Genomic DNA, 15,563 nt, shown 5'->3' with positions numbered 1-15,563 from the left:
GCGAGCAATTCAGGAGTGGAGGACGGGGCGCCGCGAGGCCAGCCTGACACACATGACCACCGACTCGGCACAGAAAGCCGCCGCACCGGCCAAGCAGACGCCGCGGGTCCTGGTGCCGCTGCTCGCCGGGGGCATGGGTCTTTCGATGTTCATCCTCTACACCATCGGCTCGCTCGCCCCCTTCGTCATCGCCGACCTGCACATCACCAAGTCGCAGTTGGGCTACCTGACGTCCGCGGCGTTCGGCACCGCGACCGTCCTGTCGCTGTTCGCCGGGCACTTCACCGACACCTTCGGCGCCCGGCGGGCCTTCATCCTGCTCTCCGGGCTGATAGCGGCGGACTTCGCACTGGTGGCGGCCGGGCACACGTACTGGCTGCTGCTGATCGCGGTGCTGATCGCCGGGATACCGCAGTCGCTGTCCAACCCCTCGACCAACAAGCTGATCGCCGCCCATGTGCCGCCCGGCAAGCGGGCGTTCGCGATCGGCGTCAAGCAGTCCGGGGTTCCGCTCGCGGCGCTCATCGCGGGCCTGGTGCTGCCCAGCCTGGCCCGCGCGACCTCCTGGCGCACCGCGGTGCTGCTGGTGGTGCCCATCGCCGCGGCCGCCTCCATCGCGGCCGTCGCGCTGCCCCGCGACGCGTCGGGCCCGCCCGCCCGGGCGTTCGCGCTGCCCGCCCCGCCCAACCGCGCCACCCAGTGGCTGATGGGCTACTCGCTCTTCATCGGCGCCGGCCTCGCCTCGCTCAACACCTATCTCGCGCTCTACGCGCATCAACGGCTGGGCCTGGGCAGCACCGAGGCCGGCGCGCTGATCTCGGCCATCGGCGTCTCGGGGGTGGCCTCCCGGCTGCTGTGGTCGCGCTACGCGAACCGTATGACCGACATCCCCAAGTCGCTGCTGGTGCTCGCGGTCGCCGCGATCGCCTTCGCCGCGCTCATCCCGGCGTCCACCGGCGGCCACTGGCTGATCTGGGTGGGCGCGGTGGGCCTGGGCGGCTCGGCCGCGGCCGCCAACGCGGTGACGATGGTGGCGGTGACCCAGGGCAGCGGTTTCGGGCGCACCGGCCACGCCTCGGGCCTGGTGTCGATGGGCTTCTTCGCCGGCTACGTCGTCGGCCCGACCACCTTCGGGCTGCTCTCGGACGGCCGGGGCGGCTACCAGGCCGGGTGGTGGCTGGTGGCCGCCGAGTTCGCCGTCGCGGTGGTCGCGGTGTGGATCGGGCGGCGGTCCATCAGATCCTGCGCCTGACAACCGGGCGGCCGCTGGCCCCGCCCCTGGCAGGGTGATCGCCGCTGCGGACACGTCTCCGCCCGCCGGTTGCGGCCGTACGCGCCGGCGGGCGGAGTCATGGGGCCGTACGGGCGGTCAGTCGCCGTGCATGCCCGCCATGTCGAACGGCTCGGTGATCCCCTCGTAGGCCAGGCTCAGCGACATGCCCTTCGAGGCGTGCACCAGGTTGTGGCAGTGCACCATCCACAGGCCGGGGTTGTCGGCGGTGAAGGCCACCTTCCACACCTCGCCGGGCTTGATGTCGAAGGTGTCGAGCTTGAGCGGGCTGCCGGTCACCGGGTCGCCGTTCCTGGACAGCACGTAGACCGAGTGGCCGTGCAGATGCCACGGATGGGTGGCCAGGCTGCGGTTGACCACCGTCATCTCGACCAGGTCCCCCTTGCGCACCACCAGGGTCGGCACGTCGGGGAAGGTGTGGCCGTTGACCGTCCAGTCGCGGCCCTTGGTCCTGCCGGACAGCGACAGGCCCTGGTCCAGGACCAGGGTGAAGCGCCGGTCGAAGGCGCTCGATGAGGTGACAGGCTGGGCGGCGGGCCTGCCGTACGAGGTCAGGTCCAGGTCCGGCCACGCGGTGGTGTCCGGCGGCGCCGCGGCCTTGCCCCCGCCGGGCACGAGCCGCAGTCCGCCGGACCTGTCGTCGTCGGCGAGCAGTGCCACCGAAGCGGACGGCATGGTCAGTTGCAGGTCGTAGCGGCCGCCGGCGGCCAGGCTCAGCGCGGTCCTGGTGAGCGGCCCCGGCTCGTTGAGGTCGTTGCCGTCCGCCGCGACGAGCCGGTAGGGGGCGCCGGCGAGCGTGAAGCGGTGCGTGACGTTGTCGGTGTTGACCACCCGCAGCCGCACCGGGCTGCCCGGCGCGGCCGACCGGGTCTCGACGCCGTCGTGGTCGCCGATCACGGCGGTGCCGCCGAAGGTGTGGAAGGGCAGCGTCAGATCGGTCGGCGCGGCCTTCGCCTGCCGCGGTGCGACCACCAGCGAGCCGTAGAGGCCCTTCTGCACACCCTGGTTGGAGTCCTGGTGGGTGTGGTACCAGTACGTGCCCACCTGGTCGGCGAGGAAGCGGTAGACGAAGGAGTGCCCGGGGGTGACGGCCTCCTGCGTCAGGCCGGCCGCACCGTCCTCGGCGGCCGGGACGTCGTAGCCGTGCCAGTGGATGGACACGCCCGCCGCGATGTCGACGTTGTGCAGCGTGACCTCGACCAGGTCGCCCTGCACGGCCGTGACCGGCGGCCCGGGCACCTTGCCGTCGAAGGTCCAGGCGGCGACCCGCTTGCCCGAGGCGAGGGTGATGGTCGCGGTGCGCGCGTCCAGGGTGTAGCGCCGGACGGTGCCGCCGGGCCGGGGGGAGGTCGGGCCGGTGAGGGACGCCACCGACATGCCCTTGGCAGCCGGGTAGGCGACGGCGGGCCCGCCGCCCGCGTCGGTCTTCGGGATGCCCGCGAAGGTGGTCAGCACTCCGACCAGGCCGAGCACGACGGCTGTCCCCCCGGCGCTGAGCATGATGCCGCGCGGTCTGCCGTCCAGCAGCCGCCAGGTCACCACCACCGCGAGCACGACGACCGCGACCGTGATCAGGGCGACCGCCACCGTGGTGGGGTAGCCCAGGAGCAGGGTGACGACCAGGCCGGCGGCGGCCGCGTATCCGGCGGCGAACAGCGGGACGGCGACCGCCGTGGTGTCGCCGTCGAGCGCGGTGCGCGCCATTGCGGCACGGGTCAGCCGGGGTGCGCTCAGCGCGACGGCGGCGACGGCGGTCACGCACTGCAGCGGCAGCTCGAGGACCACCTTCTCCTGCACGAACCACCAGCCGCCGCTGGTGCCGAGCAGCACCGTGAGGGCGACGCGTGCGACGGTCAGCAGGAGGCCCAGCGCGGTGAGCGCGGCGGCCGGCAGGGAGAGGCGGGAGGCCGCGGTGGTCCCGGCCGCCAGCCAGGCCGCCGCGGTCAGCACGACGGCGACGAGGTCGAAGGTGATCAGGTTTGCGGTCACTGGGAGTGTCCCGTTCCTGTCTCGCGGTGCGGGTGGATGGGTCGGAGTGCGCGGAAGCCGGGGCAGGGCCCGAACATGCCGCGGTCCGCAAGCCGCCTGGGGGCGGGTTGCGGACGGAGGCGACCGACGAGTCAGGGGGTCATCGGCCGCGGCCGGGACCCGAGTGACTAGCCGTGGTAGTGGTTCCTGACGGCCGGCGGGGTGGTGTACCAGTCCTCCACAGCATCCTCGGTGGCCACCGTGGCGCGCAGGACACCGTGGAATTCCTCGCTCTCGATGCCGGTGGACAGCGCGAAACGCTCTGCCGCGTGGCTGGATACGATCACCGAGTAGGTGCCGGAGACCGCGGTGGCGTCGTAGCTCAGCAGCAACAGGAAGTGGTTGCCGCTGTCCCCGTCGGTGATCGGCACCCGCAGCGCCGGGGTGAGCTGGGTGACGTGGAGCTGCGGGTCGATCAGCGTGACGGTGGGCAGCTGGGCGGCGGTCAGGGTGTTCTCGGGCGCCTCGTCCGGGATCACCAGGGCGATGTTGACCTCCTGGCCGGCGGTGAAGTGCAGTTGGGCGGACCGCACTTCGCCCGCGTGGTCCACGACACCGTACAGACCCATCGGGTCGGTGCCGTCGACCACCAGGGGCGCCACCCACGGCACCTGGTCCTGGGCGGTGAGGATGACCGGGGTGTGGGCCGCTGCCGGCAGGGCCATGGCGGCGATGGACGCCATGGCGGTCGCGGCGACGACGGCGGCGCTGCGGGCGGACACGAGCTTGGCGATGTTCATCGGACCTCGATTGTCGCGAGTGGGAAGGGGATGGGCGTTCGCGTCGCGGATGCCGGTCACACCTGACCGTTGACGTACTTCATGACGAACTCGTAGGCGAGGTCGCCGAACTGCGGGCCGAGCTGCTCGCCGGCCCTGATGGCGCCCAGGAAGTGCACGCCGCCGTAGGCGCGGCTCATGCCGCCGACGTCCGCGAAGTCCTTCCAGGAGGTGAAGTGCAGCTCGATGTCCTGCGACGGGGTGACGCCGGGCTCGATGATCGAGGAGCCCTTGGGGAAGGGGAAGTGCAGATCGATGGCGTCGCTGCCGAGGAAGCGGGTCGCCGACTGGGCGTGGGCGTGGTAGAGCGTGGTGGAGCCGGAGGGGAATTCCGTGTGGTCCGGGATGGTCAGGTAGCTGCTCCACTCGGTGGCCTTCATGGTGACCGTGCCGAGGCCGGGGCCGCCCCAGCCCTTCACCTTGCCGTCGCCGTAGATGTGCCTGATCGCGTTGATCGGGCGGATGCAGTCCCAGACGTTCTTGTTGTACCAGGCGGCGATCAGGGCGTCGAAGACGGCTACCGCGGTGATCATGTGGAAGTGGAACCAGTCGTCGAACGGCAGGTTCTTCTCCGCGCCGGCCATGCCGACCGAGATGCCGAGCGCCATGAACTTGTCGTCGAAGGTCTCGGCGATCATCTTCTGCTCGTCGGTCAGCCCGGCCGAGTAGGCGAGGATCTCGTCGGCCTGCGCTTTGTACTGCCGCCAATTGTGGACGTCGCTCGCGGCGGGCTTGGGCAGCCGGAACTTCGTGACGTCCTTGAAGGTGTACGGCCGCACGTGCTGCACCTGCGGGGTGATGAACTCCTGCACCCGCCACTGGCCCTGCTTGTTGGTGGGCACGACGTTGGGCTGCCAGCGCGACGGGTCCTTCAGCTCGTACGCCGTGTTCACCGGCACGTAGCCGGTGTAGTCGTGGTACGGCATGGGGTGGTACTTCCGGCCGACGTCACCGGTCTGGTTCATGCCGTCGCGCAGCCGGCTGTCGACGACCGCCTGCCCGGCCACGTTGCCGATGCCGACCGGGGTGCTCAGGTCCTTGGTGGTGTTGTCGGGGTCGAGGCCGTACTTCGTCAGCAGCGCGCGCCAGTCGGCGGTGGCCGCCGGAATCATGCCGCTGAGCAGCCGCAGCGTCGCGTACATGATGGCGATGTTCTTGTTGCGGTTGGTCGCGCCCTCGCTCGCCGGGCGGCGACCCAACTTGGAGGTGACGCCCACCGCGGTCGCGTGGTAAGGGGCGATGGCGTCGAACCAGGCGTGCTGCAGCAGGGTGGTGACGCGGACGATGATGGTCGCGTCGTTGCCCGCCACGTGGGCGAGGATGATGGGCTCGGCCTCGGGCACGATGACCATCTCGACGATGTTGCCGTGGTCCCAGTCGATGTCGGCCGCAGGCGTGGCCGAGGCGGTCGCCGCGCCGCTGGGTGCGGCGGCGGCGGTGCCCGCTCCCGCGAGAGCCAGGGCGGCGCCGCCTGCCGTGCCGATCAGCACGGACCGCCGCCGCATGCCCTCAGCCGGCTGGGAATCAGCGGAAGAACTCATATCCTGCACCCCTTTTGTCTCCCCCCGGCCGCGGTCTCCCGGCATGGCACAGCCCCGCCATGTCGGCGGTAATCCGCATAAGGGGTTCGATGTCGTGTTCGAGCCATGCCCGTGTCGGCTCAGATGCTGGCACGCCACGCGGCCCCCTCGGCTCTCCCAGATTGCTCGGACCACTGGCCGAAAACGCCCGCCGTTGCATCCGTGGCGATGCTGCGGTAAACCTAACATATATGTAAGGTTAAGGAGGTCAGTGATGAGTAGGACCGCAGCCGACCAGCGCGCCAGCCACGAGGTGCCCGCGGAACCGTCCGCCGGCCCGCTCGTCCTGCTGGTTCTCAGCCTCGCCCAGTTCATGGCCGTTCTCGACGTGTCCGTGGTCAATGTGGCGCTGCCGTCGATCGGCAACTCGCTCGGGCTCGGCGGCGACGCGCTGCCGTGGGTCATCACCGCGTACACCGTGGCTTTCGGCGGGCTGCTGATCCTCGGCGGCCAGGTCGCCGACGGCATCGGCCGCCGCAACTCCTTCCAGGTCGGACTCGCCGTCTTCACCCTCGCCTCGCTCGGCGCCGGCATGTCCACGCACGGCGCGGAACTGCTGACCGCCAGGGTCGCCCAGGGCGTCGGCGCCGCCCTGCTGTCGCCCGCCGCGCTGTCCATCCTGACCACCGAGTTCACCGGCAAGGCCCGCAACCGCGCGCTCGGGGTGTGGGCCGCGATCGGCGCCGCGGGAGCCGCCGTCGGCGTCGTCGTGGGTGGCGCGCTGACCTCGGGGCCCGGCTGGAAGTGGGCGTTCTTCATCAATGTGCCGGTCGGCGTGCTCGTCTTCGCCTCCGTGCTTGCGGTCGTACCCGCCCGGCCGCGCAACCCAGGCACCCGCCTCGACCTGCCCGGCGCCCTGACCGGCACCGGCACGGTCGCCCTGCTGATCTACGGCCTGGTGCGGGCCGGCGACAAGGGCTGGGGCTCGGCGCAGGCGCTGGTGCCGATCGGCGCCGCCGTGCTGCTCGCGGCAGGCTTCGTGCTGATCGAGCGGAGCGTGCGCAGCCCGCTGGTGCCGCTCGGCCTGGTCCGCCGCCCGCCGCTGCCCGGCGCGGTCGGCACCATGGTCTTCGCGACGGCCGCCCTGCTGGGCACGTACTACCTCACCTCCATCTACCTCCAGCGCGCCGAGCACTACAGCCCGCTGCACGCCGGCCTGGTCTTCCTGCCGGTCGCCTTCGCCACCGCGGTGGGCGCCCACCTCGCCTCGGAGCAGGTCAGCAGGATCGGACCGCGGCCCACCGCGTGCGCGGCCCTGCTGCTGGCCGCCGCCGGGATGGGGCTGATGTCCTGGAAGGGGATCGGCGGCGGGGTGTGGACCACCCTGATGCCGGGCTTCCTGCTCGCCGCCGTCGGCATCGGCGCGACCTTCGTCACCGCGACCACCAGCGGCCTGTCCTCGGTCGACCCCGAGCACGCCGGGGTGGCCTCGGGAGTCTTCAACACCGGCCACGAGGTGGGCGCCTCGCTCGGCATCGCGGTGGTCTCCGCGGTCGCCGCCACCAGCCTCGCCACCGCGAGCGCCCCGTCGCTGACCGGCTACCGGCACGCCTTCCTGGTGCTGGCGATCGGGGCCGCGGCGCTGGCCGTCGCGGTGACCGCACTGCTCCCCAAGGGCCCGCTCGAACTGGGCGACAGCCCGATGCCGATGCACTGACCTCACCATTCCCGCGGATATCCTCATGACCATGGACGATCAATCGCCGGCCCGGCGCGGCGACGCCGGCAGGCGCCGCCGCGCCGACGCCGAGCGGAGCATCGCCGCGATCCTGGACGCCGCCCTCAACACCGTGCCGTCCGACGGCGAGTTCAACATGTCGGCCATCGCGCGCGCCGCGGGGGTCAGCAGGGTGACGCTCTACTCGCACTTCCCGACCCGCGAGGCCCTGGTGGACGCGGCCCTGCAGCGCGCCTTCGCGCAGACCCACGAGGCGCTGACCGAGCTGCCGCTCGACCAGGGGCCGCCCCAGGAGGTGCTCGCGCAACTGCTCAGCTCCTCCTGGCAGGTGCTGGAGCGGCACCGGAACCTCTACCTGGTGGCGTCGGCGAACCTGCCGCCCGACCGGCTGCGCGCGTACGCGGAACTGGTGCTCGACCGGATCGAGCGGCTGCTGGCCCGCGGCCGGGCCGAGGGCGTCTTCCGCGACGATCTGCCGCTGGACTGGCTGGTGGCCACCGTCTACACGCTGATGCACCTGGCCGCGGAGCAGGTCGGCTCGGGGCGGACGAAGGCCGACCTGGCGGGCGAGCTGGTGAGCACCACGATCCTCTCGCTGCTGACCGCGGGACCGCCCGCAGGCGCCACCGAACCGAACGCCGGTACGAAGCAGGGCGGCTGACATCCTGTCGGCTCCGGGATTGCGGGGCTGATCCAACTATCCTTGACACTGTCGTTAAGGATAAATACCGTGGACAGTGCCGCAGCCGGGTTCCGCCATGCCCAGCACTCCGAAAGGTTGCTTCCGCCATGCGAAAGCTGTACTTCGTCCTGTGCGTTCTGCTGTTCGCCGCCATCGGCGTGCAGTTCTATCTGGCGGGTATCGCGGCCTTCACCAAGCCGCAGACCGACAGCACCTTCGACGCCCACAAGATGAACGGGATGATGATCATCCCGGCACTGTCCGTGCTCGCCACGATCGCGGCCATCATCGCCAAGGTCCCGCGCAAGCTGATCGGTCTGACCATTCTGGTCGCCGCGCTGATCCCGGTCCAGATCCTGATCAACACGGTCGGCGGCCGCGACAACGCGCACAGCTCGACCGGCGGTGTCGCCGTCATGGGCTTCCACGTCATCAACGGGCTGATCATCATGCTGGTCGCCAGGGCCGCCCTGCTGGGCGCCCGGCAGATGATGAAGGCCCGGGCCGAGGAGCCCGCGGCGACGGCGACGGGCGAGCCCGCGCAGTCCCCCACCGGCTCGGTCGGCTGACCGGCACCCCCGCTCCACCGCAGCCCCACCGCCCGGTCCGCCGGGTCCTGGCCCGCACGACCGGGCCAGGACCTGGCAGGCCGGGTTCTTCGCGTCCGGCCCCGCCATCCGCCGATCGCCGACGGACCGCCGGCGGTTCGAGCAATCTCAACGGTGACGGCCGCCCGCCGATGGCGGAAGCTCGCCCCGTGGGGGTCCGCCCCGGCCGCGGGCGGGGCGGACCCCCACGACATCTCCATCGGGGTCCGGCAGCGAGGAGCTGAAGTTGAGCGCGCAGACGATTCAGGGGACTTCCACAGCGGCCGGCCCCGCCTGGCGGACGCTGTCCGTCGCGGTGGCCGGCGGCACCGATCCGGCGGCGCGGGCGCGGCAGCTCGACGACGTGCTGATCGGCACGGTCCGGCCGTGGGCCGCCGGTGCGCCGGGCGGCGACGCCCCCGCCGACTGGTACGCGACCCGCACGGCGGGCGACGAGCCGCGGCTGCTGGTGCATCTGCGGTCCTCCGAGGACAAGCAACTCGCCCGCCTGGGTGAGCGCCTGGAGGGTGCGGCCGACGGGTGCAGCACGCAGGAGGTGCCGTACGAGCTGGACATGGCGCGTTTCGGCGGCCCCGGCGGCACGGCGGTCGCCGAGCGGCTGTGGGTGTCGGCCAACGCCGATGTGATCGCCACCCTCCGCGACCACCGCTCGCGAGCCCGCCGGCTGCGGCCCGCCGCCGACCTGCTGACCGCCAGCGCGCTGGCGGCCGGCGGCACCTGGCGCGACGCGGTGCAGTGGCTGCGCGGCCACACCCGCTCCTGGGCGCGCGGCGACGGCCTCACGCTCGCCGACGAGACGCAGGCGCGGTTCGCCGCCGAGGCCGGCTTCATCCGCAACCAGGCGGACTGGCTGGCGCAGGCGGACCGGGTGCGTACCGCCGCCGGTGCCCCCAACGCCATCGCGGACGGCGCCCCGGGCGGCGCCATCGCCCGCTGGTTCGCCTGGCAGTCCGCCGCCTGGGGGCGGCTGGCCGGCATGGAGGAGGCCGGGCTGCTGCACCGGCCCGCCGGCGAGGTCTACTCGGCCCTGGTGCACGCCACCTTGCACCGGCAACTCGGCATCACCGCGGCCGACGAGGCGTATCTGGCCTGGCTGCTGTCGATCGCGCTGCTGGACGACGGACCGCGCGAGCCCTTCTTCGCCGACACCGTGGGCTCCTCCGACCGGCGTTACCACGAGCAGAGCAAATACTTCGTCTTCCGCGGCGAGGACCAGCTGGCCGACGAGAGCGTCGGACCGGTGCTTGGCCGCCAGGACCTGCGCCCGACCGGCCGTACGGTCACGCTGCCCGCGCCGGGCGCCCGCACCGGCGGCCCCGGCCTGGCCGAGGTGCTGCTCGCCCGGCGCAGCACGCACGGCCGCTACCAGGGCACCTTCTCGCTGGACGAGTTGAGCACGCTGCTGCACTACTCGGCGGGCACGGCGTCCGACAAGCGGCTGCCCGGCACCTCGACCACCTACCGGGTGCGCACCTACCCCAGCGGCGGCGCCAACTACCCGATACGGCTGGTGATGTACTGCCACGCGGTGGAGGGCGTCGAGCGCGGCACCTACCTCTACGACCCGGAGGCGCACGCGCTGGAGCTGCTGTCCGCGGGTGACATCAGCCCGCAGCTGCTGCAGACCTCGCCCTGGCTGGACCCGCGGGTGCCGGCGCCCAAGGCCACGGGCAAGCTGGAGGCCGCCGACTGCCCGCTGTGGGTCTTCCCGGTCGCCGACCTCACCCACCAGCGGCTCGCCTACGGCCTGCGCGCGTACCGCCTGGTGCTGGTGGAGTGCGGGCACCTGGCGCAGAACCTGTCGCTGGTGGCCACCTGGATGGGCCGGTCCTGTATCGGGATCAGCGGCTACATGGACGACGCCGTCAACCAGCTGCTTGACGTGGACGGGGTGAACAGCAGTGTCATGTACGTCTACCTGATCGGGGACGTGCCGGCCGAGGCCTGACCGCGCCCCGCCCGTCCAGACGGCGGCCGGCCCTTTCCGAGGGGCCGGCCGCCGTCGTCGGCGCGACGCACGACCTGATCACGAAGGTGGCGTATTTCGCCGGGCTTCGGTCACTTGCGGTCACAAAAGTGCTTGAGTAGACAACGACAACGCCGGCGTCGGGTCCGCCGAGGTCGGCAGGCGCTCAGCCGACGCTCCCGGCGGCCCGCCCTACGGGTCGTCGCAAGCACCGGAAGTCAATTACCGTGAAGTCGCCTCCACCCCCCAGCGTGATCCGACGAGGAGGCGGCCCCGGTCGGATAACATGAGCACGACTCTATAGTTGTACATCACAACTGCTCACGGCAGCGTAGCAATCAGGGTCGCCGAACGCGACCCACGGAGGTGGTAATGCCCGCCGGACCGCACGACGTGCTGGAATTGGCGATGGACGGCTTGTTCAGACGGCGTGGTGTGCTCGATCCGTCCCGGGTCGTACCGGGACTCGGCGCTTCACTCTCGGAGTCGCTGGCACTGGGCTATCTGGCCACCGGCGCCTGCGTGCAGCACGAACTCGGCTCGTACCTGGGCCTGGAGAAGAGCACCGTCAGCCGGCTGGTGGCAGGCATGACCGAGAAGGGGTGGGTCGAGCGCGGCCGCGACCCGGACAACCGCCGCTTCCAGAAGGTGGTCCTGACCGGCCCGGGGCGGCTGGCCGCCGCCCAGATCGCCGAGGCGATGAGGCAGCGGCACGAACGCTGGCTCGCCGCGCTGACCCCCGAGGAGCAGCAGGCACTGGCCATCGGCCTGCCCGCCCTGGTACGTGCGATGACCGCGGAACTGGGCGCGGACGAATGAGCCTGCGGCTGCCGGGCGGATACGCGCCCGGCAGCCGCGCGCTGAGCGCTCCCCCGCCGCACCCGCGGAGGGTCAGACCGGGTCCGACCATGCGGCGACCCTGGCCACCACCGCACGCTGGTTCGGGGGTGCCATGATCGAGTAGTGGTCGGCAGGCCATACCTCGGTGTCCAGGTCGCGGCAGACGGCACGCCAGGCGGGCACCGGGTCGGGCCGGTCCACCCCGCCGGCCACGAAGAGCAGCGCGGGCACGGCCGAGGCGGCCGGGCGGTAGCGGGCGAGCGCGCCGAGGTTGGCCGCGTGCACCCGCATCAGCCGTTCGTAGCCCGCCGGGTCCACTTCCGCGGGGAGCAGCCCGTGCGCGACAGCCGCGTCCCGCGCGGCCGCCGAACGGGCCTCGCTGTCCGCGCCGTTGACCGCGGCGGCGACATCGGCGGGCAGCACGCCGCGCGCGAGGTCGGCGAGGAATTCACGGTGGCGGGCGGTGTCGGTGGCGGGCTGCCGCAGGTTGGCCAGATCGCTGTCGATCATGAAGACCCGCACCTGGTGCCCCGCGGAGGCGAGTTGGCCGGCCACCTCGTAGGCGAGCACTCCGCCCATCGACCAACCGCCCAGCAGGTAAGGGCCTTTCGGGGTGAGCCGCAGCAGCTCCGCCCGGTAGGCGGCGGCCATGGCCACCAGGTCGGCCCGCTCGTCCGCCGGGCCGCCCCTGGCCAGCGACGGGTGCTGGAAGGCGCGTACCGGCCCGCCCCACAGCCGGGCGAAGTCGGTGTAGCAGCTCACCGAGCCGCCGACCGGGTGGAAGAGGTGCACTTCCACGCCCGGTCCCGCCGACAGGGCGACCGAGCAGCCGGCCGGCCCCGCATCCGCCGCCTCCGCGCCCTGTCCGACCCGCTCGGCCAGGCCCCGCAGCGTCGGCGTCTCGAAGATCTCGCCGAACCGCAGCGTCACCCCGAATTCCGCGTCGACCCGGTTGACCAGCCGCAGCGCGAGCAGCGAATTGCCGCCCAGCGCGAAGAAGTCGGACTCGGGTCCCACCGCGTCGGCCTCCAACAGCTCACGCCACAGCTCCGCCAGCCGTACCGCGGTCCTGCCGCCGGGCAGGCCGTCCGCCGCGGCGGCGGCACCGCCGTCCCGGTCGGCGGCCCTGGCCGCGGCCAGCGTGCGCGCGACGTCCACCTTGCCGTTCGCGGACAGCGCGGGGCGGTCGACCACGTGGATCGACCCGGGCACCATGTAGTGCGGCAGCCGGCCGCGCAGCCGGGCCGCCAGCTCCGCGGCCCGCGGGTGCTGCCCGGGGGCGGCCACCACCAGCGCGACCAGCCGCTTCTGCCCGGCAGGGCCGTCCTCCACGGTGACCGCGCAGTCCCGTACGCCCTCGCACGCGCGGACCGCCGCCTCGACCTCGCCCGGCTCGACCCGGAAGCCCTGGATCTTGGCCTGGCGGTCCTCGCGGCCGAGGAATTCGATGACGCCGTCCGGCCGGTAGCGGCCCAGGTCGCCGGTCCAGTAGAGGCGTTCACCGGTCGAGGGGTGGGTGACGAAGCGCTCGGCGGTGCGCTCCGGGTCCCGCCAGTAGCCGCGGGCCAGGCCCGCGCCGCCGATGTGGATCCGGCCGACCGCGCCCGGCGGCCGGATGTCGAGCCGGTGGTCGAGGACCCGCATCGTCTGGCCGGGCAGCGGGCGGCCGTAGGGGATGCTGCGCCATGCGGGGTCGACCCGGCCGACCAGGTGGGAGTTGGACCAGATCGCGGCCTCGGTGGCGCCGCCGAGCGCGGTGACCTCGACGTCGGGCCACAGCGCGCGCATCCGGTCGGGCAGCGCGGTGGGCACCCAGTCGCCGCTGAGCAGGAAGGACCGGATCGGCGGGCGGCCCGCGCCCTGCTCCTGCCCCGTGCCCTGGCCCTGCCCGGCGACCTGGCCCTGCTCGGCGACCTCGGTGAGCATCTCGGCCAGCGCGGGCACCGAATTCCACACGGTCACCCCGTGCTCGGCCGCCGTCCCGGCCCAGCCGACCGGGTCGGGCCGGCTCGACGCGGCGGGCAGCACCAGGGCGGCACCTGCCGCCAGCGTGCCGAAGACGTCCCAGACCGACAGGTCGAAGCTGAGCGAGGAGATGCCGAACACCCGGTCGTCCGGTGCCAGCCGGATGCGCTCGTTGATGTCCAGCACGGTGTTGAGAGCGGCGGCGTGCTCGATCATCACGCCCTTGGGGCGGCCCGTGGACCCCGAGGTGTAGATGATGTACGCGAGGTCGCCCGGTCCGCCGCCGTGCGCGGGCGCCGGCGGGTAGCCGCTCGGGGCGACGCTGTCCACCAGGAGGACCGGTCGGGCGCCGCCGGCGTCCCGCGGCCCGTGGGACTGGCCGAGCACCACCCGAGCGGCGCAGTCGTCGAGCAGTTCGCGGACACGGGCCTGCGGCAGGCCGGCGTCGACCGGGCAGTAGGCGGCGCCGGAGCGGACCACGCCGAGGGCCGCGGCGACCTGCTCCCAGCCCTTGGACATGACCACCGGGACGATGTCACCGGCGCCGATCCGCTGCTGGTGCAGCCAGCGGGCGATGGCCCGCGAGACCGACTCCAACTCGGCGTAGGACAGCGTCCTTTCCGCGGTCACCACCGCGGGGGCCGCGGGCCGCAGCGCCGCCTGCCGCAGGAAGCCGTCCTCCAGCCGGCCCCGCGGCGGCTCGCCGGCGGGCGCGTTGTCCGCGGCGACCACCGCCCGGTGCGCGGGCGGTACGGGGTCGGGGGCGCTTCGCGCGCCGTCGGGTCCCGCGAGCGTGTCGAGCAGCCGCCCGTACGCCTGGAACATCGCGTCGGGCAGGCCCGGCGGGAAGGCCTCGTCCACCACGTCCCACACGCAGTCCACTCCCCCGTGGGCGCCGTCGACCAGCTGGTTGTCGATCAGCACCTGCGGGGTGCGCAGGTTGTTGTGCACCACCCGGCAGGCCGGCCCGGGCTCCTCGCTCTCCCGGCGGGCCGGCCCGAGCATGCTGTTGAAGACGTACGGCAGCGCGGCGCGGCCGGTCCAGCCGCGGCGGGCGGCCAGTTCGCGGGTCACCTGGACCGCGGTGACCTCGCTGTGCGCCATGTCCTGCCACAGCCGGCGCTGCAGCCGCCCGGCGCGGCCGAAGAAGTCGTCCTCGCCGCGCAGGTCCACCTCCAGCGGCAGGGTGGAGCTGAACTGGCCGACCACACCGGCGGTTTCGGGGTGTGCGGTGGCCCAGTTCTGGTGCAGCACGTTGAGGCAGAAGTGCGGTGCGGCGGCCCAGGCGCCCAGCGTCTCGGCGAAGACGTGCATCATCGCGGCGGCGGGCAGCACCTTGTGGGCGCGGAAGGCGGCCGACAGGCGCTGCCACTGGCCGCGGTCGAGGCGGTGGACGCGGCGGACCAGGCGGCCGGGTTCGAGGGTGGCGACCCGGCCCGACGATGGCAGTACCGGTGCCTCGGGCAGCGAGTCGAGCCGGTCGCGCCAGTAGCTCCAGTGCTCGGCGAAATCGTCGGTGCGCTCGTAGGCGACCCGGGCGAGCACGCAGTCGCGGAAGGTCCGCCCGGTCGGCGGGAGTTCGGCGTCCGGGTCGGTGTAGAGCCGCCACCACTCCTGCTGGAGCTGCCGGGTGCTGCCGGAGTCGAGCAGCAGCAGGCTCATCGCGAAGTGGATGCGGAAGCGGTGCGGGCGCACCCGGTGGGCGCTGACCTCGAACAGCGGGCGGCCGGTGGGGTCGACGCCGCGTTCGCACAGCGCGCGCCGGGTCGCCAGCAGCGCCTCCTGCCGCTGCTCGGGCGGCAGCCCGGTCAGGTCGGTGACGGGCAGCGCGAACGGCTCGACCTCGGCGGGGTCGAGCACCCGCTGGGCGCCCTCGGCCAGCACGACGGTCCGCAGGTGCTCGTGCCGGGCGATCAGCAGGTCGACCGCCCGGCGGGCGCGGTCGGCGTCGAAGTCGACCATGTCGATCTCGACGTACATCGTGGGGCGGAAGCCGCCCAGTTCGATCAGGCTGCTGCTGCCGACGAGGTAGCCGGCCTGCAGGTCGGTGAGCGGGAAGACGGCGGGCGCCGGCTCCTGCGGCGCCGGCTGGTTCTCGGTGAGCTGCTGCACTGTCATCGCTGTCTCCCGGTCATCGCTGTCTGAG

10 protein-coding genes are annotated in these 15,563 nt (G+C 72.8%); 6 read left to right on the top strand and 4 right to left on the bottom strand.

Features of this window, described 5'->3' with window-relative positions; genetic code table 11:
• Positions 1–52: 52 nt before the first annotated feature.
• The gene (locus tag BUE44_RS15225; RefSeq protein WP_079189756.1) at positions 53–1,252 is read left to right on the top strand and encodes an MFS transporter; all 1,200 of its coding nucleotides are present in this window, start codon (positions 53–55) and stop codon (positions 1,250–1,252) included.
• 117 nt (positions 1,253–1,369) lie between these two features.
• Here BUE44_RS15225 and BUE44_RS15220 read toward each other — a convergent pair whose 3' ends face one another.
• From BUE44_RS15220 to BUE44_RS15210, 3 genes are all read right to left on the bottom strand, one after another.
• Complete coding sequence (locus BUE44_RS15220; protein WP_073498417.1) at positions 1,370–3,280, bottom strand: multicopper oxidase family protein; 1,911 nt, start codon at positions 3,278–3,280, stop codon at positions 1,370–1,372.
• Positions 3,281–3,447: 167 nt separating this feature from the next.
• Complete coding sequence (locus BUE44_RS15215; protein WP_073498415.1) at positions 3,448–4,059, bottom strand: hypothetical protein; 612 nt, start codon at positions 4,057–4,059, stop codon at positions 3,448–3,450.
• Between the two features lie 56 nt (positions 4,060–4,115).
• On the bottom strand, positions 4,116–5,639 hold the full coding sequence (locus BUE44_RS15210) for a DUF6851 domain-containing protein (RefSeq protein WP_159450258.1): 1,524 nt from the start codon (positions 5,637–5,639) through the stop codon (positions 4,116–4,118).
• A gap of 253 nt (positions 5,640–5,892) precedes the next feature.
• On the opposite strand from BUE44_RS15210, the gene BUE44_RS15205 reads away from it, so the two are divergent.
• The 5 genes from BUE44_RS15205 to BUE44_RS15185 all read left to right on the top strand — a co-directional run bounded on the left by BUE44_RS15205 (position 5,893) and on the right by BUE44_RS15185 (position 11,431).
• Entirely contained in the window at positions 5,893–7,335 is a 1,443-nt protein-coding gene (locus tag BUE44_RS15205) for an MFS transporter (protein ID WP_073498413.1), read from the top strand.
• 31 nt (positions 7,336–7,366) lie between these two features.
• On the top strand, positions 7,367–8,017 hold the full coding sequence (locus tag BUE44_RS15200) for a TetR/AcrR family transcriptional regulator (protein WP_079189767.1): 651 nt from the start codon (positions 7,367–7,369) through the stop codon (positions 8,015–8,017).
• 128 nt (positions 8,018–8,145) lie between these two features.
• Positions 8,146–8,607 carry a DUF6220 domain-containing protein gene (locus BUE44_RS15195; protein ID WP_073498409.1) on the top strand — a complete coding sequence of 154 codons (462 nt, stop codon included), beginning with the start codon at positions 8,146–8,148 and terminating at the stop codon, positions 8,605–8,607.
• A gap of 265 nt (positions 8,608–8,872) precedes the next feature.
• Complete coding sequence (locus BUE44_RS15190; protein WP_073498407.1) at positions 8,873–10,594, top strand: SagB family peptide dehydrogenase; 1,722 nt, start codon at positions 8,873–8,875, stop codon at positions 10,592–10,594.
• A 390-nt stretch (positions 10,595–10,984) separates the two neighbouring features.
• On the top strand, positions 10,985–11,431 hold the full coding sequence (locus tag BUE44_RS15185) for a MarR family winged helix-turn-helix transcriptional regulator (protein WP_073498404.1): 447 nt from the start codon (positions 10,985–10,987) through the stop codon (positions 11,429–11,431).
• Between the two features lie 72 nt (positions 11,432–11,503).
• Here BUE44_RS15185 and BUE44_RS15180 read toward each other — a convergent pair whose 3' ends face one another.
• A complete protein-coding gene (locus BUE44_RS15180) occupies positions 11,504–15,535 on the bottom strand; it encodes a non-ribosomal peptide synthetase (protein ID WP_073498402.1) in 4,032 nt (1,343 codons plus the stop codon).
• Between the last annotated feature and the right edge of the window lie 28 nt (positions 15,536–15,563).

Source organism: Actinacidiphila paucisporea, from assembly GCF_900142575.1.
Classification (GTDB): domain Bacteria; phylum Actinomycetota; class Actinomycetes; order Streptomycetales; family Streptomycetaceae; genus Actinacidiphila; species Actinacidiphila paucisporea.
Note: the sequence above shows the minus strand (reverse complement) of the source record. Positions and strands in the feature narration are given on the sequence as shown.

What these genes read in the sequence shown, in the direction of transcription:
- BUE44_RS15180 (WP_073498402.1), bottom strand. Translation starts at nt 15,535, where the DNA reads ATGACAGTGCAGCAGCTCACCGAGAACCAGCCGGCGCCGCAGGAGCCG.
- BUE44_RS15210 (WP_159450258.1), bottom strand. Translation starts at nt 5,639, where the DNA reads ATGAGTTCTTCCGCTGATTCCCAGCCGGCTGAGGGCATGCGGCGGCGG.
- BUE44_RS15195 (WP_073498409.1), top strand. Translation starts at nt 8,146, where the DNA reads ATGCGAAAGCTGTACTTCGTCCTGTGCGTTCTGCTGTTCGCCGCCATC.
- BUE44_RS15215 (WP_073498415.1), bottom strand. Translation starts at nt 4,059, where the DNA reads ATGAACATCGCCAAGCTCGTGTCCGCCCGCAGCGCCGCCGTCGTCGCC.
- BUE44_RS15205 (WP_073498413.1), top strand. Translation starts at nt 5,893, where the DNA reads ATGAGTAGGACCGCAGCCGACCAGCGCGCCAGCCACGAGGTGCCCGCG.
- BUE44_RS15185 (WP_073498404.1), top strand. Translation starts at nt 10,985, where the DNA reads ATGCCCGCCGGACCGCACGACGTGCTGGAATTGGCGATGGACGGCTTG.
- BUE44_RS15225 (WP_079189756.1), top strand. Translation starts at nt 53, where the DNA reads ATGACCACCGACTCGGCACAGAAAGCCGCCGCACCGGCCAAGCAGACG.
- BUE44_RS15200 (WP_079189767.1), top strand. Translation starts at nt 7,367, where the DNA reads ATGGACGATCAATCGCCGGCCCGGCGCGGCGACGCCGGCAGGCGCCGC.